Source organism: Ensifer sp. 4252, assembly GCF_050434565.1.
Lineage (GTDB): Bacteria > Pseudomonadota > Alphaproteobacteria > Rhizobiales > Rhizobiaceae > Ensifer.
Genome location: NZ_JBNDIU010000029.1, coordinates 1 through 25108 on the forward strand (window position 1 = coordinate 1; position 25108 = coordinate 25108).

Consider the following 25108-nt stretch of genomic DNA (forward strand, 5'->3'; position numbering starts at 1 on the left):
TGATGGTCGGTCTCATGGTGCACGGCGCTGACATCCAGGATCGCGACGGTGCTCCCGATCTCCTGAAATCCATCCGCCACAGGTGGCCGTGGTTGCTGCATGTCTTCGCGGATGGTGGCTATGCGGGCGACAAGTTGAAGCGGCGACTGAAGAAGATCGGGCGCTGGACGGTCGAGATCATAAAGCGCTCAGACAAGGCGAAAGGCTTCGAGGTTCTGCCGCGACGATGGGTGGTCGAGCGGACCTTCGCCTGGTTGGGAAGATGCCGGAGACTGGCAAAAGACGTCGAAAAATCCATCGCGTCAGCAGAGGCATGGATCATGATCGCCCACATTCGGCTCATCACCCGACGGCTAGCAAGGTATGGATATCGGTGAACGCTTTTCGAATCCGACTCTTAGTTTGAGCGGTGGGTGGCTGCCTTGGTGGAAGGTGGAGGAGGTACAGACTTTGCCTTCGACGAATGCCGCCCTAAACTGCCTCCGGCTTCAGTGCGGCAGCCGTGGCCGAGGAACGTGATGTCCCTCGGCAGGAAACTAAATCCATGGCCACTCACTTCCCCGCTCGGCGCCAACCTGCCCTCGCCTCTGCTTGAGAGCAAAACCAGCGCTCTCCGTACTGCGGAGAGATCTTTGTCCTGACGTTCTGCACTTGGCCAGGAAGATGACAGATGCGTGTGCTGTCGAGCGATCAAGCTTGTCGTGCATTGGCTTCCTCACATTGAAAATCCCAAGTTGCGCTCCATGTTCCTAGGTGAAAGCCACACTTTGGAGGAGTCGGCATGAACCGGAATACCGTAATTGGCCTAGTCGTCGCTGTTGTAATCATCATCTTGGCGGTGATGTTCTTAATGCCAGGGACGAACGACACCCCGACAGAAACGGCAACGCCGCCGGCAACTACTACGGAACCGTCAACAGCGCCGTCTACGACGACGCAACCGTCGACAACTGCTCCGTCCACTACGGAGCCGACTACGGCCGCACCGTCGACCACCGAACCCTCAACAACTCCGTCCACTACCGAGCCATCGACAACGACGCCGTCGACGCAGCCATCCACGACCCAACCGTCGACGACAACACCGGCGCAATAACAAAGTCGGCCGCTCGACCTGCAAAAAGGCGAGCGGCCGCACAATTGCCATCTCGTGAGGGGAGGCGCGCCATCACAATTCGAATAGCCCAAAGTGGCTACGTCTTAGTTTATTCCCCACTACATTAGACTTTAGTAGGATGGTCGAATGCAAATCGTAGGGAGGTAGACATGGAGCGAATAGAAACCGAGAAACTCGCCGCTGAGGCAGCAACGAAAGTCTGGTCAGTGACCGATTTCTGCAAACGACACCGCCTCTGCTACGAGGAGGAGAGGAGACTGAGGTATCTATTTGGTCACTTCGCTACGGCCCGAGAGCTGTTGCACAACGCACAGCGCACGCCGAAGTGGCGAACCTGAGCACATGAGTAAGACGCGGATTTGGTGGAGCTTTAGTCTGCTCTGATGAACAGAGCGCCTACCAGGCCGATCACGACAACGCACTGCAGAACGAACATCGGCCATTCTTCGGACATCACGGCACCCTCCTGCAAGGATATTTATGCCGATTACAACAGACTTAAAGGGTTGATTCGACGGTGACGATGAGAAGAGGATCGGGCGTCTGTCGACCGATCCTGGGATTCTCACCTCGTCGGCTTTTTTCTCGAGCAAGGCGAGCGATATGTGCCGCCCACGACGCGCGGGGTCGGTGCACTGACGTGCCGCGTTGCTGTGCGCGCTACCCGCTAGAAATTAAAGTAGATTGTGGCGCCCGATCGACGCTGGTAGCGGTAATGGTCGCGGTAGCCTTCGTAGTACCGGTAATGGCGCGGGTAGCACCTGCCGTGGTAACCGCAGGAACGCCAAGACTGCCGCCTATCCCAACGGCGTTCCCACCGACGATCCGCGCGCCATTGACGATGACGCCAATGGTTAGCGGTCAGGCGAAAGACGCAGCTAAACCAATCGCTGTGAGGGCGGATAAGAGCTTTTTCATCGCGTTCGGCGTATTTTCAACGCTGAGATCGCAACGTGAGCACTGGGACGTCACGCAAGGTGCGCATTCCGGATAGTCGCGTAGCGACGCTCTTCCCAGTCGAATTCTGTGCTTAATCGCTTTCCGCAGTAAAACTCTTCCACAGACCCTTTTGATGGGTTGGAAAAGAATGAAAGCTCTATTAATGTACCCCTTAAAGGGGATATTAAATGCGTTTGACCGCGGAGTCATTCTGGAAGGGCGGCTGGCGCGAATGCGGCACAATTGAGATCCTCGACGCCAAGCTTGGCTACCGGGGGCCGTCGATCGTTGAGTACGACATCGACTACTTCGCCAATTTCGCCTCCGCCGATTTTAGTGCCAACGGTGACGTAGCCGACGCCAGAGCCATGTCTGTCAGGTTCCCTGTAGACCTTGAGAGCCGATATCTGGCGACTTGGCCTCCTTTCCTACTAGACCTCATGCCACAGGGGCACGCGCGACGTAAGCTGGCGGAGCACCTTGGGCTGCGTGTGGATGACCGTGAATCCGACCTCCCCCTCCTTCTGAGAGCAGCGGGCAGTCCGGTGGGCAACGTCCGCATCAAGCAAGCAGCGGAGGCTGAACGGGAACGACTTAAGAACGTGACACGCATTGGGGTCACTGAAGACGACATCTTCAAGCGCAGCGAAAAATTCATCGAAGTCGTCGACCGGTTCGGCATGATCGCCTCAGGATCGAGCGGCCTGCAAGGCGAATGGCCGAAGGTCGCTCTAACCCAAGCGGTCGATGGTCTCTATTATCCAGACGCGTTTGTGAAGGACGATGAAGCCATCCGACACGTAATCGTAAAACTACTCAGGAGCAGCAACGAACGCGACCGGCTGATCCTGGAGGCGGAATCCGGCTATTCGCGCGTTGCCAAAGAGATCGGCCTGAGGGTTCACGAAGTCTCGGCGTATGAGCAAGGGGTGTTGATGATCCCGCGCTTTGAACGGGAGATCCAAGGAGGGCTGCTATGCCGCTTCGGCCAGGAAAGCATGGTTTCTAGCGTCGGCGTCGCGCAGTTCGGACACAACGCCGACCACGAAGACTATGTGAATGTCTTGAAGCGCCATTCGGACCAACCATTCCTCGATATCGTGGAATACGCGAAACGCGATCTCACCAACAGAGCGATGGGCAATCCTGACAACCATGGACGGAACACCGCTCTGCGCAAGACTCCTGATGGAGGCATCACTCTCGCGCCGCTGTTCGATTTCGCGCCGATGCGTCTGGCGATCGAAGGCATCGCCAGATCGACCAGATGGGGAGTGATGCGCGACACACACCGCGATAGCGATCCTGATTGGTGGCAGGTCTGCCGTGCAGTTTTCATGGAGGACGAGAGAGCAGCGGCCGCGCTTCTTGAGGAGATGGCGACGTTTGCAGAGCGGCTTGCCAACGCACCGAAAATATCGCTGGCGATGGGAGTGCCCGCGGAAGTCGTGGATTTCGCCATGTCAGGGTGCGCCGAGCTTGTTGGAAAGGTGCTGGACGCAGCCGCTTCAGCGCCGGGGGTGTGAGAAATATGTCTCGATGGAAAAAACCCACCAAGGAAGAAACCACGGAATTGAGACGGCGCCTGGCTGAAAGAGCGGCGGCTGGGGATCTGCGCCTTCCCCAGGCTGTTTCTGAGATCCGAAGGGCACTTGGTTTGAACCAAAAACAATTTTCGGAACTGACTGGCATCACACGCAGACAAGTCGCTGAGATTGAAACCGGGAAAGCAAATCCGACTGTCGACACAGTTGCCAAGATCGGGCGGCTCTTTGGTTTCACATTGGGGTTCGTCCCGAAATCACGCCTGGATTCGCCGGCCGAAGGTCACAAATAGGAAGAGTCAATGCGATGGCAGGTAAAGCGCGTACCCGACAGAGCGAACGGTTCGAATCACGTCAGCCCCCGTCCGCTTCATTGCTCGTCTTATATGTCCAATGTGAATATCAACGGTGCGCGGTTCGACCTCAGCATCGGGCGGCCAAGCAGCGGCAATTAGGTCATCGCGCGTATGGACAACGTCGGGAGCCCGCATCAGGCACAGCAACAGACGAAACTGGAGTGCCGACAGAAGGACTGGGTGACCGTCTCGCTCAACACGAAGCCGACTGAGGTTCATTTCGATGTCGGCGTAGCGCAGGATCGTTGCTGAATTCGTGCTGGATTGCGCCGCCACATCGGCGCGCAAACCGCGCAGAAATGCAAGCAGCCGCTCCGGATCGAACGGACGATGTATATTGCAGTCCGCGGCTGATGGGACAAGCGGACGACCGTGGTCGCCGTTCACCGTATTCACGAGAGATACAACCTTTGCCCCAGGCTCTGTGGCGGCCTTGATACGGGCACAGAGGGCGGATGCATTCATGTCGGGATCAGAGCAGTCGACAATGACCGCCAGCGGTGGCGCTTGATGAACATGGCTCAGAAGCTCGCTCAAATGGTTGGTGTTTTCAGTGGAAAAACCTTCAAGCGTGAGGATGTGCTTGAGGAGCAGGTAAAGCTCCGCGTCTTCGGTATGGATAACTATTCGCCCGTTCATCTGTCCCCCCTCCTTCGGAAAAGTGCCCGACTACAAACTCACGCTGGCGCGTACTCCCCGCCATTGACATCCAAGATTGCCCCGTTGACGAAGGCGGCTTCATCGCATGCAAGAAAGCCTATGGCAGCGGCGACTTCGCTGGGGACGCCCATTCGACCAGCGGGAATGCGCGCAATAGCCGCCTGATTGGTTTGGTTGCTGATAGCACCGGCCATGGCGGTTGCAATTCTGCCCGGAGCAACGACGTTGGCTGTGATGCCGTGGGCGCCATAAGGCCAGACAAGCGAACGCGCGAGACCGGCTATTGCTGTTTTAGAGGCTACGTAAGCGCTACCGGCGATGCGGGGAAGTGTTCGCCCGGCGATCGAACCAACGAAGACGATGCGTCCGAAGCCATGACGGACCATCCCTGGCAACACTGCCTGGCAGCACAGCATCGCACCGGTTAGGTTGATCGAGAGCACAAAGTTCCACTCGTCGAGAGAGACCTCGTCGAAAGGCGTCGGGCCATCGACACCCTTTGGCGAGACCCCGGCGTTGCAAACGAGAACAGCAACACTTCCCCAGCCTTGCTCGAGCTCACGAAAGAATGTGGTGATCTGATGTGGCTGCGCGAGATCGACCGTGCGTGCGAACAGGCGTTCAACACCAAATTCGCGGGCAAGTTCATCTTTGGCGTTTTCCACATGGCCTTCGTTTTGACCGAAGATCGCAACCCTGTACCCGCGTTGGAGAAGATATCGGGCTGTTGCCAGCCCGATACCTGTCGTGCCGCCGGTGACCACGGCGATCCTTGCCGTTTGGCCATTTGTCATGCCGCCGCATCCAGATTGGCAAAGAGAGAAAGAGGAGGATGCGCTTGCGGGTCGGTCATGACCTCAATCAACATTGGTCCATTGGCATCGATGCTGCGTTCAAGCAGATCGGCCAGATCACGCGGATCTTCAACGCGGACCGCGGGGCAGCCGCAAGCCTTGGCGATTTGCACATGGTCGACATCGGCGAAATGGCATGCCGTCGTGTAGCTGCCGAATTTCACGGTCTCCGCATCCCGTTGGAAACCAAGGATGCCGTTGTTCAAAACGATGATGATAACCGGAAGCTGCATGCGCACCACGGTTTCGAGCTCGGCCCAACTGTGGGCGAAACCGCCATCGCCAACGAGCGCAACGACCGGACTTTGTGGACGGGCAACCTTGGCGCCGATTGCGAGCGGCACACCCCAACCAAGGCCGGCGAGACCGCGAGGCGTGATAAAGCGCATGACGCCTGGAGCACGCAACTGCCCGACAACCCACATCGAGGAATAGGAGGCATCAGCGACGACCGTCATATCAGTGGTCAGTAAGGGCTGAAGCTCAGCCATCACCCTTTCTGGTCGAATGGGCCCGGAAGTCGCGGTCGCAACGTCTTTGCGATCACCGTCGAACGCGGTCCAGATACCTGCTATGCGCTCTTCTAATCGCGTGCGATCACGATGACGACGGGTAAGATCGACGCGACCAAGCGCGCCACAAAGCGCCGAAATCGTTTCGGCAGCGTCGCCTACGAGGCGGATTGCCTCGTAATTTCGGCCGATCTCTGCCGGGTCGACATCGATATGCACGACTGTCGCAGAGGTTGGAATTTGGCGCCAGTTGTCGGTTCCGTTCTGATTGGTTCGCGTACCGACCAGGATGACCAGATCCGCTTCCTCAATCAAAGCCAGCGAGTGACGTCCGAGCGAGCGTGGCCCGGTTAATGATCCAAGGACACCGGCGGACAATGGATGAAACTCGTCCACCACCCCCTTGCCCATATTGGTGGTTATCACCGGTAGACTTGCTTCGTGCTGCAAGGCTGTCAGCTCTTGTGCGGCGCCTGCGCCATGCACTCCGCCACCTGCAACGATGATAGGAGCCTGCGCCGATGCAATAAGGCGCGCTACCTCAACGAGCGCTTCTTCAGAAGGGCGCGTGCGATCAAGTGGCCAGTGCCCGAGGCATTTCGATCTCGGAAGGGCAGCGGGTGTAGCTGGCGCACGCAACAGATCGGCAGGCAGGAGCAAGACCGCGGGCCCCGGGCGGCCGGATGCAGCTGCGGTGAAGGCGGCGTCGATATAGTCGTCAATCCGGTCTGGGACATGAACGCGCCGGACCCATTTGGCGCAGGATTGGAAGAGCGCGATCTGGTCGAAATCCTGGAAGGCATTTCTGTCCGTCTGGTCACGTTCGACGTCCTGAACAAGCGCAACGATTGGAACACTTGCCTTTAAGGCTTCCGCGAGAGGCGGGACAAGAAGGGTCGCGGCAGGACCGTTCTGAGCGGCGACGACACCCACTTTGCCTGATATGCGGGCATATCCGTCGGCCATCGCCCCGCCCATGTTTTCTTGCCTATAGGCGATCTGTTTGATGCCGGCCGCTTCCGCTGCGAGAATAACCGACGAGGGAAGGCTCTGGGCGAAAATAACTTCCACCTGGTGGCGGCAAAGGATGCGGGCTATGCGCTCGGCGACAGTTTCAGTTGCAGCGTTGGTCATTATTGCGCCCTCTCGTTGGCGGCGTGAACATTCAGGAAGTCATCGAAGGCAGCGAGGATGAGGTCGATGTCGCTGTCGGTCATTGGGGTCGAAAGGCTGGCTGCGGCGCCATGGGGAAGAAGGATGCCGCTTTGAAGGAAATGCCGTGCAAGTCCCTTCATCACGAGGCCTTCCGCATCGCTCAGCAAAGCTTCTCGAAACTCGGTTGGCGCATGGGGCTTGGGGTGTATGCGAAACAGCGAAGCCGCGCCGGTGACAGAGAATGGCGCGTCAATGCGACTGATGCTGCTTCTAAGGCCGTCACGTAGCCGTTCTCCAAGCGCCTCCAGGTGATTGAAGGCATTATGTGTCATTGCTTCCATGGCGACGCGACCGGCGACCATGGAGACGGGATTGGCGGAAAACGTGCCGCCCTGTAGCAGTAGCGGCTTGTTCACCTGCGTACCGAAAACCCGCATGATCTCTTCACGTCCGCCTATCGCGCCGATCGGGAACCCACCGCCGATGACTTTGCCGGCCGTGACGAGATCGGGGGTGAGCCCGTATCGCGGCGAGGCTCCTGCGTAGCCCTGCCTGAGATTGAGAACCTCATCGGCGATGATGAGGATGCCATGCTTGCGTGCCGCGGAACTCAGTACCTCGATGAAGGTGGCAGTCGGATGAATAAGACCGGCGCGGCTGGGCATCGGATCGATCAACACGCAGGCGACACGGTCACGCAAGGCGTGTAGGCGCCGCTCAAGTCCGTCCAGGTCGTTAAAGCGAATGAGATGGACATCATCGGCGACACTTACAGGAGTGCCATGATAGGCAGGCATTGCCCGTGGGATGGCTGCCCGATCGTCTGGGTCTGAGGCCACCGCCTGCCCGGCCTCGGCCCAATCGTAAGCGCCATGATAGGCCCCTTCGACCCTGACAATTCCAGGCCGGCCCGTGAATGCGCGGGCGGCTTTAATTGCGAACATCACCGCTTCGGTGCCGCTGTTGACGAAGCGCACTTGTTCGATGGCCGGGATACGTTCGACAAGCAACTCGGCAAGCCCGATCTCGTGTTGCGTCGGGTTGGCAAAGCACGTTCCCGTCCGCATCAGGTCGCTTGCGGCCTGACGGACCGGCTCGAAGCCGTGCCCGTGGATGAGCGTCGTAAAATTATTGTTGAGGTCGAGCAGGCGATTGCCATCGACGTCAACCAAATAGGCGCCCTCCCCGTAGGCGACGTAAAACGGGATGGGATCTTTCTCTACCGTGGCGCGGGTCACACCACCGGGAAAAACCGGCATTGCGCGACGAAATAGACGTGTCGATTTGGTCCGTGCAGGCGAGGCCTGCGCGGCATGAATTCCTTGAACTGGCATGGCTTGGGCTTTCTGAGCAAACAAATTCGGCTCGTCGTTTGTACGAGCTTTACAATTTTGTTGCAACAAAAAGATTAGACGTCAAGTCCACGCAACAAATTTTCTATTGTGCAGAGACAATCGCCCTTTCGCGACAGGCCCGCCTCAGACGCCGATAGCCGTCGCGAATATCATTCTCCATCGCAGCCCGGACGCTTGCGCCATCGCGCTCTTCGAGCGCCTCCATCGCAACCTCATGGTTGTGAACGCCAAACCGCTCCTTTGCAAATTCCGGATAGAGATCATGCAAGGAGGGGCCGATCCGCAACCAAAGCGTTTCGATCATCGAAACGAGGTGTGGCAATTTTGCCAGCCGGAAGATCGCAAAATGGAACTCTTTGTTATGCCATAGTGCATCTGCGTATCGCCCGGCATCAAGCGCTGAATTGATTTGCTTTTGCAGAGCCCTAAGGGCTTCCACATCCTCGGGCACGACATTATCGGCGGCCTGCTGCGCAGCCAACCCCTCGAGCGCCAGGCGAATAAGCGTGATCTCTTGTAGGTCCCTAGCGTCAAGGACGGGCACGACGACCGTCTTCGGGCCGGCATAGACGAGCGCCGCTTCACTTGCGAGCCGGTTGATGGCGTCACGCGCGGGAGTAGTACTCACATCCAAATCCTGGGCAACCGCCCTCACCGTCAACTTATGCCCCGGGCGATAGACGCCACGGATGATCCGCTCCTTCATCTGGCGATACGCCGCATCGCCAAGGCTCTCCGCTGCGCGCTCAATATTGCCCAACTCGCTCACATGGACCCCCATTCAATCCCCTCACTCAGTTGACAATGCAAATTTTTGATGCAACAAAAACGAAATACGAAAGTTCTGCAAAGGTTTTGTCGCATCAACGAGCTCTAGCAGCTTTCTTGATTATCGTCACGGGTGCCGCCTGCCAGTTTGGTGCGGATTTTTTCATCAGCATTGTTTGTCCCGACGGCGCCTGCGGGTCGCCCGATGGGATTGTTCGTATGTGGCCGTCTCACGGCCTTTTCAGAGGCTAGACGCGGTAGAGCGTCGCCGACAGTTGAAAGGAAAGTCAGAATTGATTGGTCAATATTTGTCTCTTATTGCACTCGAGAAGCATTTCGGCGGTGTTAGGGCTGTCACGAGCCTGTCACTTGAGATCGGTGCCGGTGAGTTTGTTTCACTTGTCGGTCCTTCCGGTTCCGGCAAGACCACCGCTTTGAACATGATCGCGGGATTTGAGGGGCCGAGCGCCGGCAAGATCGTCATTGGAGGGCGCGATGTCACGCATGTTGCTCCCAACCGTCGCGGCATCGGCATGGTGTTCCAGAAATACGCTCTATTTCCACATCTGACGGTGCGGCAGAACATTGCTTTTCCGTTGCGCATGCAAGGTCGATCGGAAAAGACGCGGATTGCCACGCGGGTCGAGGAGATGCTCGAACTCGTTCAGCTCTCAAACTATGGGGAGCGCTACCCCCAACAATTGTCCGGGGGCCAACAGCAGCGCGTTGCTCTCGCGCGAGCGCTGGCATTTGAACCGCCTGTTCTGTTGATGGATGAGCCACTTGGTGCGCTGGACAAAAAGCTGCGCGAGGCGATGCAGTTCGAGATCAAGCGCCTGCAAGAGCGGCTGGGCGCAACGGTTGTCTATGTGACCCATGATCAGGACGAGGCGCTGACGATGTCGGACCGCGTCGCAGTTATGGCCGGTGGTCAGTTGATGCAATTCGGGCACCCCGTTGAACTCTATCGACACCCAAATTCGGCATTTGTGGCCGATTTTATCGGGCGAATGAATTTCATCGAGGGTCGCTGCATCGAGAACTCAGATGGCACGGCCGTGGTGCGTCTTTCCGACGACCTTGTTCTTTCCATTCGTTCACAAGGTCTGCGGGATGCCGGCCCTTCGGCCGGCGAAGCAATAAAACTTGCGATCCGCCCGGAGCGGGTTCGGGTTGCCAGGCCTGGTGAAGGCGGCGCGGGCCGCCTTGCGGCCGTCGTGGAGACCTGCGTCTTTGTAGGTTCCGTCCATATTGTCATGGTTCGGCTGGAAAGCCGCCCGGATGTACTATTTCAGATACAGCTGCCGGCCGATGGAGGATTGCCGTTTCACGAGCGCGAACAGGTTGAGCTTCTGCTCGATGATGGAGCCGTTCACTTGTTTGCGGAAACGGAAAGGCACGCGGCATGAGCGGCCTTTCAGAAGTTTCGCAGGCCGTGTCCACCCGCCAATCACAGTCGACGGTGGCGTCTGCACGGTTTTATTCGCGTGGCGTTTCGGTTTGTTTGGCGACGCCCCTTGTCGCCGCACTGGTCATCGGATTCGTCTACCCCGTCACCCGGCTGGTTGCACTGAGTTTTTCGGGGGGAAGCCTTGAACACTATCGACGTCTAATTGCCGAGCCGCTCTATCTCGGCGTGCTGGCAAGCACGGTGAAGGTTGCATTCATTGTAACGATTGCCAGTCTGCTTCTCGGCTTTCCCGTCGCTTATCTGATGGCGCGGTTGAGACATGGCGTTGCCATGGTGGTTGCGGCCTGCGTTTTCATACCCTTGTGGACGTCAGTTCTGGTCAGGTCCTACGCGTGGGTCGTCCTCCTTCAACGCAATGGCATCGTGAATACACTTTTGGCGGATGTCGGCATGACTGACGGACCGCTGAAGCTGATCTACACGCAAGGCGCGGTGATCCTGGCGATGACGCATGTGTTGATGCCATTCATGATCCTGCCGATCTATTCGACATTGCGGACCTTGCCGCCAGACTATGTTCGGGCAGCGCGCAATCTAGGAGCTGGAGCGTTTCGCGCGTTCATCAGCGTCACCTTGCCGCTCAGCCTGCCGGGTGTCTTTGCGGGCAGTGTTCTGTGCTTCGTACTTGCGCTGGGCTTTTACATAACGCCGGCGTTGGTTGGCGGCCCGGGATCAATGCTGATGGCGACGCTGATCGGACAGCAAACGACTGTTTTGCTCGACTGGCCGTTCGCCGCAGCGCTTTCGACGGTGCTTTTAACCGTCACGCTCATCTTCGTTTTCCTGTTTCGAAAGACGCTCTCGCTCAGCAAGGGATTGCACAGTGTCCACTGATCTCGCACGTTCGCCACATCGTCTGTCCCTGGTTCGCGACCATTACGCAGCGGCAGCCTTCCACGTCTTTGCCAAGGCCTTCGGCATGATCACTCTGGGGGTCGTGATCGGTTGCGTCCTCTTCTTCTTGCTGCTGCCAACGCTCATCGTCATCCCCATGTCACTCAGCGAAACGGACTACATTGAGTTTCCGCCGAGCGGGTTGAGCCTAAAATGGTACCGGGCCTATTTTAGTGACCCGGACTGGATATCGGCAACCTGGTTCAGCCTCAAGATCGCGCTTGCCACGACGGTGACAGCCACGGTTACTGGCACGATGGCCGCGCTGGCGATTGTCAGAGGGCGTCTCCCCTTCAGATCGACGCTCCAGGCTCTTGCGCTTGGGCCGATGATCGTGCCGCACATTGTGCTTGGGGTCGCACTTTATCTGGTGTTCTCGCCTCTGCGGCTTACGGGCAACTTTTTCGGCTTTCTCATCGCCCATACCGTGCTTGCCACACCTTACGTGATCATCACGGTGACGGCGGCGCTGCAACGCTTCGACCCCGCGCTTGAACTGGCGGCATTAAACTGCGGCGCCAACCGGCTGCAGGCCTTCGTCCTTGTGGTCTTGCCTAATATTGCGTCGGGTGTGGCGGCAGGTGCGGTGTTTGCTTTTCTGGCTTCGTTCGATGAAGCGACGGTCGCGTTCTTCATTTCGGATATCGGCGGCAAGTCGATCGGGCGCAAGATGTTCGAAGATATCGACTTCAACCTCACGCCGGTCATCGCCGCTGTCTCGACAATGCTGGTGGCCGTTTCCCTCATGTTGATGGGCGCCATTCATTTGGCCAATGCCCAAAAGCGAAACTGATCACAGCGACGCTTTCCATTTCCCTGCCACCCCCTACAAAGGAAACAGCCATGATTTCGATTCCGCTGCGTTGGACTAGACTACACAGGATAGTGCTTGCAGGGGTTTTGCCCCTGCTCTGGTCCTCCGTATCGCTTGCGGCTGAGCAAGTGGTCATCGCTTCGACAGGCGGTGCCTACGACCGCGCGCTGAAGGCAGCCTGGTTCGATCCCTTCACGAAGGCGACCGGGATCAAGGTCGTGACTGTTGTTGCGACCAATGCAGAAATGCGCGCCAAGGTCGCGGCGATGGTGAAGACTGGAAATGTCACCTGGGATCTTTATCTCGATGGTGAAATCCAGGCCGCATCCAAGGCACACAAGGCGGTCACCGAGGACCTGACGGATTTCTGCAAACAGTTCATCGGAAGAAAAGATCTCGGTGCAAATGCCTGTGCGGCCGGCGGCGCACTTTTGCAATCGACAGCGACGTTGCTCGCCTATCGGACTGGTGATGGAGAACCGACGCCGCAGACTTGGGCCGATATGTGGGACAGCAAGACCTTTCCGGGTGAGCGTGCTTTTCCGAACTTTGATGATCCGTGGCGTGTGATGGCAGCGGCATTGCTTGCCGATGGTGTCAGCCGTGAGGAGCTGTTTCCGCTTGACGTCGACCGGGCGCTCAAGAAGCTCGACGAGATCCGGCCCTCGGTTTCGGTGTGGTGGAAGACCGGCGATCAAAGTGTGCAAGGCTTTCGCAATGGCGACTATTCAGTTGGACAGATATGGCTGACGCGCGCGAAGGCGATGCAGAACGAGGGGTTGCCGATTGCCTGGTCCTACAAGGCATCGTTTTTGGTTGGAGACCGAATTGCGCTTGTCAGAGGCGCGCAAAATCGTGAGAACGCGCTAAAGTTGATGGCCTTTTGGCTGAATTCGCCGGAGGCTCAGGCGCAAGCTTGCGAAGTGCTCTCGTGCACGCCACCAAGCACCGAGGCGATCGCCTTGATGTCGGAAGACGTTCGCAAGACGATGCCGCATGCGGACGAGGTCCGGGACTATATGGTTGTCCCCGATTCAGAGTGGATCAATGCCAACGCGGCGCAACTGCTGCAACGCTGGAACGAGTGGCTTCGCTAGCGGGGTAAAGCCGCAGACATGTGACAGACAGTTCGGGTCTCTCAAGCAGATCTGAGCTGCCTGTTCGCGAACCGATCTACCGGGAGCCTGCCGACGAGAATGCGTTCATGAGTTTCAGGCACATAGCAAAGCCCGGCCCCGCTTTTCCGGCCCCTTAAACGGGCTTCGGTAGAGCCGTTTTCCTTCGCGGGAGGCGCGCATGACGTTGCTGACCGCGAGGCAATTGCGCGGAGCGAAAAGAATGAGAACTGCGAAGGATGCTAACGGCAGAAGGGCGATGACACTCTTTTCCCACATCGTGCAGTTGATTATTCGACGCGCCTTAAGCAGGAACGTGGCTTCGGCCGCCCTGAATTTTTGGATGCATATCCCATCTGCACCGATGGCGCTCAATGGGCGGTCGCTACCACCTGTGTGTGCCCAGATTTCTTTCATCTACGGCGCGCCGCATCGCCTCTTCTCGGCTGCTGCCGTACTTGTTCATGATCAGCGATTACCCAGCTCGCCGAAGGCCTCATGTCCGGAAACAGCCTCATGTTGCCCCTAAACTTTTGGCAGGGATCGCCCTCTTGGAACAGATCACGCTAATATACGTTTAGGGAAAGCCTGACCAACGGAGGACGCGATGATCACCATCTGGGATGCAAACGTTGAGGTGAAGATTGACGATCGTTTTCACGTCATCAGGAGCGCCAGAGAGGCCGTCGCATTCCTGATGAAATCCTGGCCCGAGACGAAGGGGGCGAATTACGCAACAGCTCGAAAGGTCTGCCTGGATGCGGCCAAGGGAATAATCCCTAGCGCGGAAGCCAGGGCCGCGTTCGAAGCTGCCGCGAAGGAAGCCGGCATCTTGCAATAAAATTGATGTCGCCCTGCCCGACGCGAGAAACTGAAGCACGCCGCCACACACATCGTCTGGCGTTCGCCGCCGTACGCAGGCTGAATGACCAAATTGGCGAAAGCTCCCACCATACCGACGCGCTTGAAGCTGATAGGAAAATCGAAGTATTGCGCATCGCTGGGCTGGTGAAGACCGACGTAAAACTTAACCGCGCTCATGGCTCGCCTCCCTGTTCGCGGAACAAATACGGCGCGGTATCGGTTGCCCTCCTAAAGAGGAGTCCAGCATGAGCACGATGCCTACTGAACCGATTCCGATGCCCCGCCCGACAGGCCTGCCGCCGACTGAGACCGACGTGGCCACAGGCCCCAAAGACCCGAAAAAGCCCGTGGAAGTTCCACCGGGTGACCCGCCTGATTCCCTTCCCGATCCCCAGCGCCCCATCGAGGAGCCGGGACCCGATGATGTCCCGGAAGAGGCCCCCGACATTACGCCAGTACCGGGCGAGGAAATTCCGGCGAAGATGTGCGATTGAGCTGATCATGCCGCCTTTCCCCGCTCGCGGCGTGCAGTCGACTCCTGATCGTCGCGGAACAAAAATGGCCCAAAGACAAGCCCATCGTGAGCGCGATACCTACGGAACCGGTCCCGCGTTCAGGTCCTGAACCGAGCCTGACATCCTTCCCGACGAGATTCCCAACCCGATGCCGTGTGAAAATGAGAAGCCGCCAAAGCACCTGCCATAGCTTGCGCTCTCACCTTGCAGATGCTGATGACGGCGTCGAGCATGACGAATGTCCCGCATCTTGGGCGCGAACACGGAGTTGCCGCAGGACACCTGCACGGATTTGGAAAATGCGCCAGACCGGCCCGGAGCCATCTGCCCGGTAGTCATGGGCACCATCGATGACTTAAACCGCTGGAAATCCCTACGTTGTGGACTTCCCACGGCGGCGGTGCAGTGACGGTCGCCTCGACATGACCATGCGGCCCTTCGTGGTGATGGCCTCGGTTCCGTTTCGGCTGGCCGTCACCGGTGCCGTAAGGCCCGCATGCACGGCGCCACCAGGCCGGCGTCGACTACAGCGCACATGTGATCGAGGCGACCCTACCATAACCGCTTGGAGCCTAATGCCTTGTTGGCTGGGCATCTCCGTTAAACTGGTATCGTGGGCGCGATGTACCACTATTGTCATGCCGCACGAACCAGAAAAGGATGAGCGTACCAGGCGGCGGCCGCGCTCGCGGCCAGAGCCCGTTCGCGCGCGGATTGACCGGTTAAAAGGGTCGCCGCAGGAGGTTCAGCGCAAGCGCCGGCCGGAGGCCGGGAACCGGGACCGACTACCCCCGGCAAGCCGTTCCTCACTCTCGACGTATTTTCGCTCTTCCGATCGGGCGACCACACCCCGGCGGAGCCGATGACCTCGATAGCCATGGTGCCGTCCCACCGCGGGGTCGCTCGGAAGGAGGGCGCCAGACTGGCTGGATGGGCGCCGAGGCTTGGGTCCTGGTGCGGCAGGGCCATTCCGAGCCGCGGACGCTGAGACACCGATACGGTCGAGACATTGCCCAATGCGAACGCGGTATTGGTTGGCCGTCACGACCGGCCCCCATGGCACCGCCGTCAACGACGGGCTCCTGAAACGGTTCGCGGCAAACCTCTCGTGTCAGCCTCAGTGAGAGGAACAGGATGCGAACGATCTATGTTATCTGCTCGTGATCATGACTTAATGAACCCGCGCAACAAGCACTTGACCGTTGAGTGTCTGCGGTCGAGCGCAGGCTTCAGGTGGTTACGCGGCCCGTACTCCCCCTGAATTCGGTCGAGTTCCGGGGAAGGAACCTGTCGCTATCGATTTGCAGCGCTCGCCTTCATCCGTCAAGAATCTGTGTCATCGCACGAGACGATCCGGCCTTCTGGCGATCGAAGCCGCGTAACTTTCCCTTGCCCCTGGGTGGGGTCAAGCTCATATATAGTCATATGTGACCACTTTTCGGAGGCGCCGATGTCCACTGTCAGTTTAAAGGATGTGAAAGCTGGTCTCTCCAGCTATGTCGATGAAGCCATCAAGGGCGAATTCGTCACGATCACCCGGCATGGAAAGCCGGTAGCTGCTCTTGTCTCTTTACAGGCGGCGGAGTTTGCACAGCGCGCCCTTAAACCCCGTCGTTCCAGCTTCGTTTCATACCTGAAAACCTTTCCCGGTGGAGAGTTTGAGCGCAATATCTCGCCTTCACGGGATGTCGATCTTTGACAGCATATCTCCTCGACACGAATGTGATCTCGCTATTGTCACCTTCGCGGACTGAGACCGCGACGGGGCTGATCGCGTGGCTGGATAAGGCTGAAGACACAGCTGAGTTTTTCCTGTCGGTCGTCACAGTCCACGAGATCGAGCGCGGGATCATGTTGCTCGAGCGGAAAGGTGCTAACGCCAAGGCAAACGGTCTCAGGCGCTGGATGGACGGCCTCTTCTCGACATACGAGGATCGGATCCTTTCGATCGACGCAGCGGTTTCTGCGATTTCCGGCAAGCTCGAAGCCGAAGCAATCGCTTCGGGGCACAGTCCTGGCATGGCTGATGCGCTCATCGCCGGAACGGCGAAGGCACACGACTTGACGGTGGTAACACTGGACGTGCGGCATTTTGAGCCGTTTGGCATCGCCCTCATGGCAGCACCTGTTTGAGCGAAGCGAGTGCTTTGACACCAGGTCGGTCGACGTTCAAGCTTTCATCAACGTTCTGTGTGACGTCTCGACACCAATGACGAATGCGCTAAGTGGCCCTCGTGTAGATCAACCGATCCGACCAATGGTCACTGGTTCAATGTCTGCAGGCTTTTCAGGAGCGGATCCGACACTTCAAGCCGTGAGGCCGCAAAACACTAACTATCGAAGGGTGCTGAACACCGCAGGCCTCCGAGGATCAGTGGAACAGGCATTCCGGCGACACATTTTCGTTGCATATTCATTTCATTTCGTTTCTACTATTTTTTGGTTTCGCAACGAAGGTTGTGCAAGCTTCGATCGAGGAGGATCGAATCCGCCGGGCGCGACAAATGCCCTGGCTTTTGAGAAATGGGAGGAATCATGTTCAGACAATTGAACTGGACCCTTGTGGTCGCGTCCGCATTTTCGGCCGGCGTTGCTTCAAACGCATTAGCCGCCACCGAGCTTTCCTGGTGGCATGCAATGACCGGCGCCAACAACGAAGTTGTCGACACGCTGGCAAAGGAATTCAACGACAGCCAGACCGCTTATAAGGTGGTACCCGTCTTTAAGGGCACCTACCCCGAAACCCTGAATGCCGGCATTGCCGCGTTCCGGTCCAAGCAGGCGCCCGCTATCCTGCAGGTCTTCGATGCCGGCAGTGGCGTGATGCTGGGCGCCGAAGGCGCAATTCTGCCCGTTGTCGAAGTGCTTAAAAAGGGCGGCTACGAGTTCAACAAGGACCAGTACCTGCCCGGCATCGTCGCCTATTATTCGAAGGCGGACGGTACGATGCTGTCCTTCCCCTACAATTCTTCGTCGCCGATCCTCTATTACAACAAGGATGCGTTCACGAAGGCCGGGCTCGATGCGGAGAAGCCGCCAAAGACCTGGCCGGAAGTGTTTGACGCAGCCAAGAAGATCAAGGCGAGCGGCGCATCGGCCTGCGGCTTCACTTCCACCTGGCTCACCTGGATCCAGACCGAGAACTTCGCAGCCTGGAACAACGTACCTTACGGCACCAACGAGAACGGCCTTGCTGGCCTCGACGTCGAGCTAAAGGTCGACGCACCGCTGTTCGTCCAGCATTTCCAGGCGATTGCAGATCTGGCAAAGGACGGCACGTTCCGCTATGGCGGACGCACCTCGGAAGCCAAGCAGCTCTTCACTTCAGGTGAATGCGCCATCCTGACGGAATCATCCGGCGGTCTCGGCGACATCGTCAAGTCGGGCATCAAATACGGCATCGGCCAGTTGCCCTATTACGACGGCAACGGCCCGCAGAACACGATCCCGGGCGGCGCAAGCCTCTGGGTGTTCGGCGGCAAGTCCGACGATGAATACAAGGGCATCGCGGAGTTCTTTAACTTCCTGTCGAAGACGGAAATCCAGTCACGCCTGCATCAGGTCTCCGGCTATCTGCCCGTCACCCTTGCCGCATACGACGAAACCAAGAAGTCGGGCTTCTATGAAAAGAACCCCGGCCGCGAGACGCCGATCCTGCAGATGTTGGGCAAGGCGCCGACGGAAAACTCCAAGGGCGTGCGGCTCGTCAATCTTCCGCAGGTGAGAGACATCCTCAACGAAGAGTTCGAGGCGATGCTTGCCGGGCAGAAGGATGCACAAGCGGCCCTGACCGAAGGCACCAAGAAGGCGAACGCCGCAATCGCGGCCGCCATCGGAAACTAACGATGCAACAGCAGGCCTGCCCCGAGTGTGAACCGGAGCAGGCCATCTCCTCGCGCAAAGAAGGGGGTCGCTTTGCAGCCTGTCGTCTTTCCCAATAAAATCCTGCCTTATCTCCTGCTCGCGCCGCAGATCGTGCTCACGGTCATCTTCTTCTTTTGGCCGGCGAGCCAGGCGCTTTATCAATCCGTGCTTCGTGAGGACCCGTTCGGGCTCAAGTCCGGCTTCGTCGGTCTTGCCAATTTTCGCGCTGTTCTCTCAAACCCGGACTATCTGCATTCCCTTGAGGTGACGGTGGTGTTCAGCCTGGCGACGGCGCTTCTGTCGATGGCCGTGGCCTTGCTGTTGGCAACGGCGGCAGACCGGGTGGTTCGCGGCAGAAACGTCTACCGCACGCTTCTGATCTGGCCCTATGCGGTCGCACCCGCGGTGGCCGGCATGCTGTGGCTCTTCATGTTCAATCCGGCGATGGGCACCTTTGCCTATATCCTGCGGCGGAACGGCTTTGCCTGGGATCCGCTCCTGAACGGCAATCAAGCCATGGTCCTGGTCATCATTGCGGCCGCCTGGAAGCAGATCAGTTATAATTTCCTCTTCTTCGTCGCCGGACTGCAGGCAATCCCGAAATCGCTGATCGAGGCTGCATCGATCGATGGCGCGCGAGGCGCGAGGCGTTTCTGGACGATCGTCTTCCCGCTCTTGGCGCCGACCACCTTTTTCCTGCTCGTGGTCAACACGGTCTACGCCTTCTTCGACACCTTCGGCATCATCCATGCCGTCACCGGCGGCGGCCCGGCAAAGGCGACCGAAACGCTCGTCTACAAGGTCTACAATGATGGCTTCGTTAATCTCGACCTCGGCAGTTCCGCGGCGCAGTCGGTCATCCTCATGGTCATCGTCGTCGCACTGACGGCGTTCCAGTTCCGCTTCGTCGAGAAGCGGGTTCACTACTCATGAGGCGCGCCGATGATTGAAAAACGTCCCATCGCTAATTTCATCGGCCATCTCGTGCTGATCATCGGTGTCATTATCGTCGCCTTTCCGATCTACTACACCTTCGTCGCCTCCAGCCGCACCTCGGTCGAGATCATCCGTCCGCCGATGTCCTTGACCGTCGGCGATCATCTGACGGAAAACTATACGGAGGCCATGTCCGGCGGCGTCGAGCGCGTGGTTGGCGTCAGCCTTGAACGGCTGCTGTTCAATTCGACCGTGGTTGCGATTGCGATCGCGGTCGGCAAGATCGTCATCTCCTTCCTGTCGGCCTTCGCGATCGTGTTCTTTCGCTTTCCCCTGAAGATGGTCTTCTTCTGGATGATCTTCATTACCTTGATGCTGCCGGTCGAGGTGCGCATCCTTCCCACCTACAAGGTGATCGTCGACCTAGGGCTAATCGATACCTATGCTGGGTTGACGCTGCCGTTGATGGCGTCTGCGACGGCGACCTTTCTCTTCCGGCAGTTCTTTCTGACGATCCCGGGTGAGCTGGTGGAAGCAGCGCGTATCGATAATGCAGGACCTTTTCGCTTCATGCGCGACATCCTGCTTCCGCTTTCGAAAACCAACATCGCCGCGCTGTTCGTCATCCTCTTCATCTACGGCTGGACCCAGTACCTCTGGCCTTTGCTGGTGACGAACGACGCCAAGATGAACACCATCATCATCGGCCTGCGTCGCATGGTCGATTTCACTGACGCCTCGACGCCCTGGAACTACGTGATGGTGACCGCGATCCTGGCAATCATCCCGCCAATCCTCGTCGTCGTTCTAATGCAGCGCTGGTTCGTCAAAGGTCTTGTGGAGACTGAGAAGTAATGGCTCAAATTACCCTGAACAAGGTCCGCAAGACCTATGGCGGCAACATCGAGGCGATCAAGGGTGTATCCCTCCAGATCGACGACGGTGAACTCGTCGTCCTCGTCGGCCCTTCCGGATGCGGAAAGTCCACCCTTCTGCGCATGATTGCCGGTCTCGAAAGCATCAGCTCCGGCGAGATCGCCATTGGCGACCGAACGGTCAATGATCTGGAACCGGCCGAGCGCGACATCGCGATGGTGTTTCAGAACTACGCGCTCTATCCGCATATGACCGTGCATCAGAACCTTGCCTACGGGCTGAAAAACCGCAACACGCCGAAGGACGAGATCGAACGCCGTATCGCCAAGGCCGCCAAAACCCTGGAGATCGAGCCGTACCTCAACCGAAAGCCGCGCCAGCTTTCCGGCGGCCAGCGCCAGCGCGTGGCCATGGGGCGGGCGATCGTGCGCGAACCGGCCGCATTCCTGTTCGATGAGCCGCTCTCGAACCTCGATGCCAAGTTGAGGGGCCAGATGCGCATCGAAATCAAACGGTTGCAGCGGTCTCTTGGCACGACCAGCGTTTACGTGACGCACGACCAAATGGAGGCCATGACGCTTGCCGACAAGCTGGTGGTCGTCAACGGCGGACAGATCGAGCAGGTCGGATCACCGATCGAACTTTACGAAAAGCCAGCGACGACCTTTGTGGCAACGTTCATCGGCTCACCGTCGATGAACCTTCTCAAACATGCAGAAACACTGGAGGGCTGGTCGATCTCGCCAATTGTGCCCAAACCCGCCGGCGCATTCACGATCGGCATTCGACCGGAGGACTTAGCTGTCTGTGAACCCACCGCGAAGGACTTTGATTTCACGGCAAACGTCCGCATCGATAGCATCGAGCTTGTCGGTGCCGAAAGCTATGTGCATGGCAAGTTCGCCAATGGTCAGGATCTCGTGTTCCGAGTTCCAGGGCGATCGGTGAGGCAGATCGACGATCATGTCACGGTCGGCGCGCTGGCCAAGGACCTGCATGTGTTTGATGATAGGGGCAAGCGCGTGTCCTAAAAACAGGGGCTTTGCGGCTTCCCGTCCTCGCCAAAATCAATGAGCCTTGCCTCGGCAGCGATCGTTCCGCGTCTCTTGTATCACAGACGATGATTTTCTAGATCAATAGGTACGGATAATCAGCTGATATTAGCGGGCGCTTTCCACGAGATCAATGAGTGCATCGCCATTAGCCACATCAAGCGTCTTCGGCAATTTGATAGCTGCCAGGAATATATCGCCTTTACATAGGCTTCATTGAGGATATTAAACCAAGCAGCGAACGCTGCTGGTCGCGCGGCAAGACCACGCAGGAATTTCAGATTGTGGGACGCCGGACTGTAGTGCCATCACGACGCGCGATTGGGTCTCTCGATCGTCGCCTCCGACGGCCAGCGGCCGAAAACAAGAAGTAACTTCCAAGGACCATCTCGAACCGTCGAGTGAGCCAGTCTTTGCGCCTGCGCAATGAGAGGCGGCGCAGGCGGCATGATGGGAACAGTAGAATGGAGATCGTCATATCCGAACAGGTAGTCGAGCATGATGCTTCAACGTGCTGGATGGCACCCAGGGAGTTCGAACGCTTGCGGCCGAAGCGACGACCGCCACCAGGATGGTGGCATTCTTGAGGTGATAGGAGGTGGAGTTTAGAGCGGTTCCCTTGCAGATTGAATCTGCGGGGCTTTGCAAATCAGGCTGGGTCTGATTCAAACTATCTGCCGGTGGAGGTCGGCGGATATGTCGAAAGCCCTTTCTGTCGATCTGCGCGTTCGGGTGCTTGCCGCAGTTTGTGCTGGCGCAACGCATCGAGAAGCCGCCGAACGGTTCGGTGTGAGTGCCGCAAGCGTCAGCCGCTGGCGAAATCAGCAACTGCGCCAATGGGACGTGCGGCCCGGCCCTCTCGGCGGAGATCGAAACTCCCGTAAAACCGAGGCGCATGGGGAACAGATCATGGCCTGGCTCGCCGAGCATCGTGACGGGACCTTGTTCGAACTGCGCGACGCACTTTCCGCCCAGGGCATCAAGATCAGCAAATCGGCTTTGCATCGGTTCCTCATCCGGCACGGCCAGACGCGTAAAAAAACTGGCCACGCGGTAGAGCAGAGCCGCCCCGACGTCTTGGAGCAGCGCCAGCGCTGGTTTGACGACCAACTGGACCTTGATCCCGCGCAGCTCGTCTTTATCGACGAAACGTGGACTGCCACCAACATGGCGCGCACCCATGGGCGATGCAGGAAGGGAGAGCGCCTGCGAATGGGCTTTCCCCATGGCCACCGCAAGACCACGACGCTGGTCGCGGGCCTGCGCAGCACAGGAATGGTTGCGCCGCTCGTGATCGACGGGCCGATCAACGGAGAATGGTTCCCGCTCAGGTTCTCGTGCCGACATTGAAGCCTGGCGATGTCGTCATCCTCGATAATCTCTCCAGCCACAAGCAACCGGCTGCACGAGTGATGATCGAGGCTGCCGGTGCAAGCATGCTGTTCCTCCCGCCCTACAGCCCGGACTTCAACCCCATAGAAAAGGCTTTCTCCAAGCTGAAAGCGCTTCTGCGCAGGGCGGCAGAACGCACGGTGACAGGTCTTTGGGACAGAATCGGAAAACTGATCGACCTAATCGAGCCTCAAGAAGCACGAAACTTCTTCAACTCCTGCGGATACGATCCAATATGAAAGGGAACCGCTCTAAGGGCCAGTCTGCAATGCTGCGATTTAGTGCGACATCAAGACCGGCATGGAAATGTTATTCAGCAGATTGGGCGTCGCGCCGCCGAACACATCTTCGAAAAGCGGCGAGTGGCCATACGCGCCGCAGACGATTAGGTCTGCGCTCTCTCGGTCGAGGACAGCAAACAACGCACTGGTGAAATCTGTTTGCCCCGTATCGCGCCATCCCGCCAAGGCAACCGTTACCCCATGGTGTTCGAGATGACGCTTTATCTCTTGAACATCTGCATTTTGGTCGCTGTAATTGCTCGCGAACACGAACAGGAGAACTTTGCGCGCTGCCTTGAGGATTGGCATCGCGTCGTGAACGGCCCGAGTTGACTCGCGGCTGAAATTCCAGGCAACGATCACCTGCTCGCCGATCGCATCCTCTCCGGTCCAGCCAGCCGGAAGCACCAACATTGGAACCCCAGCTGTCAACAGAACTTCTTTGGGAACTGATGAATTGGAAAGATGGCGGTGGTCGGGATGGGGCTGTGTCGCTACCAGAATATCCGCAGAGTGGGAAAAAAGTTGCTCTGCGGTATGAGCTTCCGGCCTTGCCGCGTGATACTGGAAATCAAGGCCAGCCGCCTGAACTGCCGAGGTGAATGTATCCTCGATAGCCAGCGCGAGATCGTGGCTCTCCCCTTCCTGTGCTTCCTTTGTGCTGATGTCGACGCCGATCAGTCTAGCTTGGTGCTTGGCAGCGACATCAATGGCAGTGCGCAAACGGGCCGCGCAATCTGCTCCAGCGTCCAAATAGACAACGATATCTCGGTAGCCCATAGTTTCCTCCATTTGCGAACGTACAGCGCCGAGTGCTCCATGGGCTCGCTCCTCTGTCGTAGGAGTAGAGGCGAACCCGTTGAGCACTTAATACCCATTGACGCTGCAGGTTCCGGACGATCGCAAAGAAATAACGATATCGTTTGATTCGGTGGCAGCGGTTTGGGGGTCTGTCGCAAACTTTTGGGCTCGCACCAGCCGGCATAGGCTGCGACTCATTTCGCTTCCCAAAATGCGATGAATCTGAATCCATTGTGCAAACGGAGGTTTGGCATGGATCAGCGACACGGCTTCGGCTCGCCGCGGTACTGGCAGCGGTCCCAAGGCTTGCCGCGGCGTGCCCCATCTCCTCGCCCGATTGCCCGAGCTTTGCGCAGCACCGCTGGGCGCGGTGATTGGCGAGCCCATCGGCATGCGGGCGGTCCTCGCCCACAAGGGCAAAGCCGCCGCCCGCGTCAGGCTCCGGGGCCGCTCCGGCCATTCCTCCCGGCCGGATCTCGGCCTGAACGCGGTTCACGCCATGGCGGGAGTGCTGCAGGCGGCCGTATAGGCGGCACAAGATCTCGCAAACGGCCCCTTCGACCTAACCTTCGAGCCGCCCTATTCCTCGTTGCAGGCAGGCCTGATCCAGGGCGGCCAGGCGCTCAACATCATTCCCGATCATTGCACCCTGGACGTCGAGGCACGGGCTATTTCCGGTATTGATCCCGCCACGCTGCTGGCGCCGGTGCGCGACGCCGCCGAAGTGCTGCGAACGTCGGGGGTGAGCGTCGAATGGGAAGAACTGAGCGCCTATCCGGCCCTCTCGCTTGCGCGCGCAAGACGTTCCGGTACGGCCCGACTGAACACGCCGAAGATTACGGATCGCAGCCGCGCGCAGGTGAGCGAGCGCATGCCGACCGCAGCCGGTTGCACCGGGTTGAGCACGCTGCCCTCCGGCGCGATGCAGGTGAAGGGGCGAGCGAGCCCGGTATTGAGAAGGATATTCGGGTTC

The 25108-nt window shown here is 58.3% G+C and carries 22 protein-coding genes and 2 pseudogenes; 17 read left to right on the plus strand and 7 right to left on the minus strand.

The genetic code is table 11. From position 1 onward, the window contains the following. From ABIE33_RS31565 to ABIE33_RS31575, 3 genes are all read left to right on the plus strand, one after another. Nucleotides 1-377, plus strand: a 377-nt coding sequence (locus tag ABIE33_RS31565) for a transposase (protein WP_429132412.1), incomplete at its 5' end; no start/stop codon positions are given. A 1867-nt stretch (nt 378-2244) separates the two neighbouring features. Continuing rightward, on the plus strand, nt 2245-3582 hold the full coding sequence (locus ABIE33_RS31570) for a type II toxin-antitoxin system HipA family toxin (protein WP_429132414.1): 1338 nt from the start codon (nt 2245-2247) through the stop codon (nt 3580-3582). A 5-nt stretch (nt 3583-3587) separates the two neighbouring features. Next, entirely contained in the window at nt 3588-3893 is a 306-nt protein-coding gene (locus tag ABIE33_RS31575) for a helix-turn-helix domain-containing protein (RefSeq protein WP_429132416.1), read from the plus strand. A 6-nt stretch (nt 3894-3899) separates the two neighbouring features. Here the strand turns inward: ABIE33_RS31575 and ABIE33_RS31580 are convergent, their stop codons facing one another. The 5 genes from ABIE33_RS31580 to ABIE33_RS31600 all read right to left on the minus strand — a co-directional run bounded on the left by ABIE33_RS31580 (nt 3900) and on the right by ABIE33_RS31600 (nt 9273). Continuing rightward, nucleotides 3900-4595 carry a winged helix-turn-helix transcriptional regulator gene (locus ABIE33_RS31580; RefSeq protein ID WP_429132418.1) on the minus strand — a complete coding sequence of 232 codons (696 nt, stop codon included), beginning with the start codon at nt 4593-4595 and terminating at the stop codon, nt 3900-3902. Nucleotides 4596-4633: 38 nt separating this feature from the next. After that, nucleotides 4634-5410 carry a 3-oxoacyl-ACP reductase FabG gene (gene fabG, locus ABIE33_RS31585; RefSeq protein WP_429132420.1) on the minus strand — a complete coding sequence of 259 codons (777 nt, stop codon included), beginning with the start codon at nt 5408-5410 and terminating at the stop codon, nt 4634-4636. Beyond that, nucleotides 5407-7116 carry an acetolactate synthase catalytic subunit gene (locus ABIE33_RS31590; RefSeq protein ID WP_429132422.1) on the minus strand — a complete coding sequence of 570 codons (1710 nt, stop codon included), beginning with the start codon at nt 7114-7116 and terminating at the stop codon, nt 5407-5409. Before ABIE33_RS31590 ends, fabG begins: the two co-directional genes overlap by 4 nt. Then, entirely contained in the window at nt 7116-8471 is a 1356-nt protein-coding gene (locus ABIE33_RS31595) for an aspartate aminotransferase family protein (RefSeq protein WP_429132515.1), read from the minus strand. The genes ABIE33_RS31590 and ABIE33_RS31595 overlap by 1 nt, the downstream gene beginning before the upstream one ends. Before the next feature lie 103 nt (nt 8472-8574). After that, a complete protein-coding gene (locus ABIE33_RS31600; protein WP_429132425.1) occupies nt 8575-9273 on the minus strand; it encodes a GntR family transcriptional regulator in 699 nt (232 codons plus the stop codon). Between the two features lie 280 nt (nt 9274-9553). Between ABIE33_RS31600 and ABIE33_RS31605 the strand changes: the two genes are divergently transcribed. From ABIE33_RS31605 to ABIE33_RS31620, 4 genes are all read left to right on the plus strand, one after another. Continuing rightward, the gene (locus ABIE33_RS31605; protein ID WP_429132427.1) at nt 9554-10669 is read left to right on the plus strand and encodes an ABC transporter ATP-binding protein; all 1116 of its coding nucleotides are present in this window, start codon (nt 9554-9556) and stop codon (nt 10667-10669) included. After that, on the plus strand, nt 10666-11565 hold the full coding sequence (locus tag ABIE33_RS31610) for an ABC transporter permease (protein WP_429132429.1): 900 nt from the start codon (nt 10666-10668) through the stop codon (nt 11563-11565). Before ABIE33_RS31605 ends, ABIE33_RS31610 begins: the two co-directional genes overlap by 4 nt. A gap of 85 nt (nt 11566-11650) precedes the next feature. Beyond that, nucleotides 11651-12418, plus strand: a complete 768-nt coding sequence (locus ABIE33_RS31615) for an ABC transporter permease (RefSeq protein WP_429132431.1) — start codon at nt 11651-11653, stop codon at nt 12416-12418. A 50-nt stretch (nt 12419-12468) separates the two neighbouring features. Then, entirely contained in the window at nt 12469-13536 is a 1068-nt protein-coding gene (locus tag ABIE33_RS31620; protein ID WP_429132433.1) for an ABC transporter substrate-binding protein, read from the plus strand. A gap of 114 nt (nt 13537-13650) precedes the next feature. Here the strand turns inward: ABIE33_RS31620 and ABIE33_RS31625 are convergent, their stop codons facing one another. Next, a complete protein-coding gene (locus tag ABIE33_RS31625) occupies nt 13651-13971 on the minus strand; it encodes a hypothetical protein (protein ID WP_429132435.1) in 321 nt (106 codons plus the stop codon). Between the two features lie 190 nt (nt 13972-14161). Between ABIE33_RS31625 and ABIE33_RS31630 the strand changes: the two genes are divergently transcribed. The 9 genes and pseudogenes from ABIE33_RS31630 (at nt 14162) to ABIE33_RS31670 (ending at nt 23292) form a co-directional block, all read left to right on the plus strand. Further along, on the plus strand, nt 14162-14395 hold the full coding sequence (locus tag ABIE33_RS31630) for a DUF982 domain-containing protein (RefSeq protein ID WP_429132437.1): 234 nt from the start codon (nt 14162-14164) through the stop codon (nt 14393-14395). A 268-nt stretch (nt 14396-14663) separates the two neighbouring features. Further along, nucleotides 14664-14912: a hypothetical protein gene (locus ABIE33_RS31635; protein WP_429132439.1), complete on the plus strand. Its 249-nt coding sequence runs from the start codon at nt 14664-14666 to the stop codon at nt 14910-14912. 1471 nt (nt 14913-16383) lie between these two features. Beyond that, nucleotides 16384-16632, plus strand: a complete 249-nt coding sequence (locus ABIE33_RS31640) for a type II toxin-antitoxin system Phd/YefM family antitoxin (protein WP_429132441.1) — start codon at nt 16384-16386, stop codon at nt 16630-16632. Continuing rightward, nucleotides 16629-17066, plus strand: coding sequence for a type II toxin-antitoxin system VapC family toxin (locus tag ABIE33_RS31645; protein ID WP_429132443.1), 438 nt, complete (start codon nt 16629-16631; stop codon nt 17064-17066). The genes ABIE33_RS31640 and ABIE33_RS31645 overlap by 4 nt, the downstream gene beginning before the upstream one ends. A 402-nt stretch (nt 17067-17468) precedes the next feature. Then, entirely contained in the window at nt 17469-18776 is a 1308-nt protein-coding gene (ugpB, locus tag ABIE33_RS31650; protein ID WP_429132445.1) for a sn-glycerol-3-phosphate ABC transporter substrate-binding protein UgpB, read from the plus strand. 72 nt (nt 18777-18848) lie between these two features. Next, nucleotides 18849-19730 carry a sn-glycerol-3-phosphate ABC transporter permease UgpA gene (gene ugpA / locus ABIE33_RS31655; RefSeq protein WP_429132447.1) on the plus strand — a complete coding sequence of 294 codons (882 nt, stop codon included), beginning with the start codon at nt 18849-18851 and terminating at the stop codon, nt 19728-19730. Between the two features lie 9 nt (nt 19731-19739). Next, nucleotides 19740-20588 (plus strand): sn-glycerol-3-phosphate ABC transporter permease UgpE, encoded by an 849-nt coding sequence (gene ugpE / locus ABIE33_RS31660; RefSeq protein WP_429132449.1) that lies wholly within the window; start codon nt 19740-19742, stop codon nt 20586-20588. After that, the gene (locus tag ABIE33_RS31665) at nt 20588-21640 is read left to right on the plus strand and encodes a sn-glycerol-3-phosphate import ATP-binding protein UgpC (RefSeq protein ID WP_429132451.1); all 1053 of its coding nucleotides are present in this window, start codon (nt 20588-20590) and stop codon (nt 21638-21640) included. The genes ugpE and ABIE33_RS31665 overlap by 1 nt, the downstream gene beginning before the upstream one ends. A gap of 717 nt (nt 21641-22357) precedes the next feature. Further along, nucleotides 22358-23292, plus strand: a pseudogene (locus ABIE33_RS31670) (IS630 family transposase). Nucleotides 23293-23331: 39 nt separating this feature from the next. Here the strand turns inward: ABIE33_RS31670 and ABIE33_RS31675 are convergent. Next, a complete protein-coding gene (locus tag ABIE33_RS31675; RefSeq protein WP_429132453.1) occupies nt 23332-24114 on the minus strand; it encodes a universal stress protein in 783 nt (260 codons plus the stop codon). A 328-nt stretch (nt 24115-24442) separates the two neighbouring features. Between ABIE33_RS31675 and ABIE33_RS31680 the strand changes: the two are divergent. Further along, nucleotides 24443-24925, plus strand: a pseudogene (locus ABIE33_RS31680) (peptidase dimerization domain-containing protein); the annotation flags it as partial. Between the last annotated feature and the right edge of the window lie 183 nt (nt 24926-25108).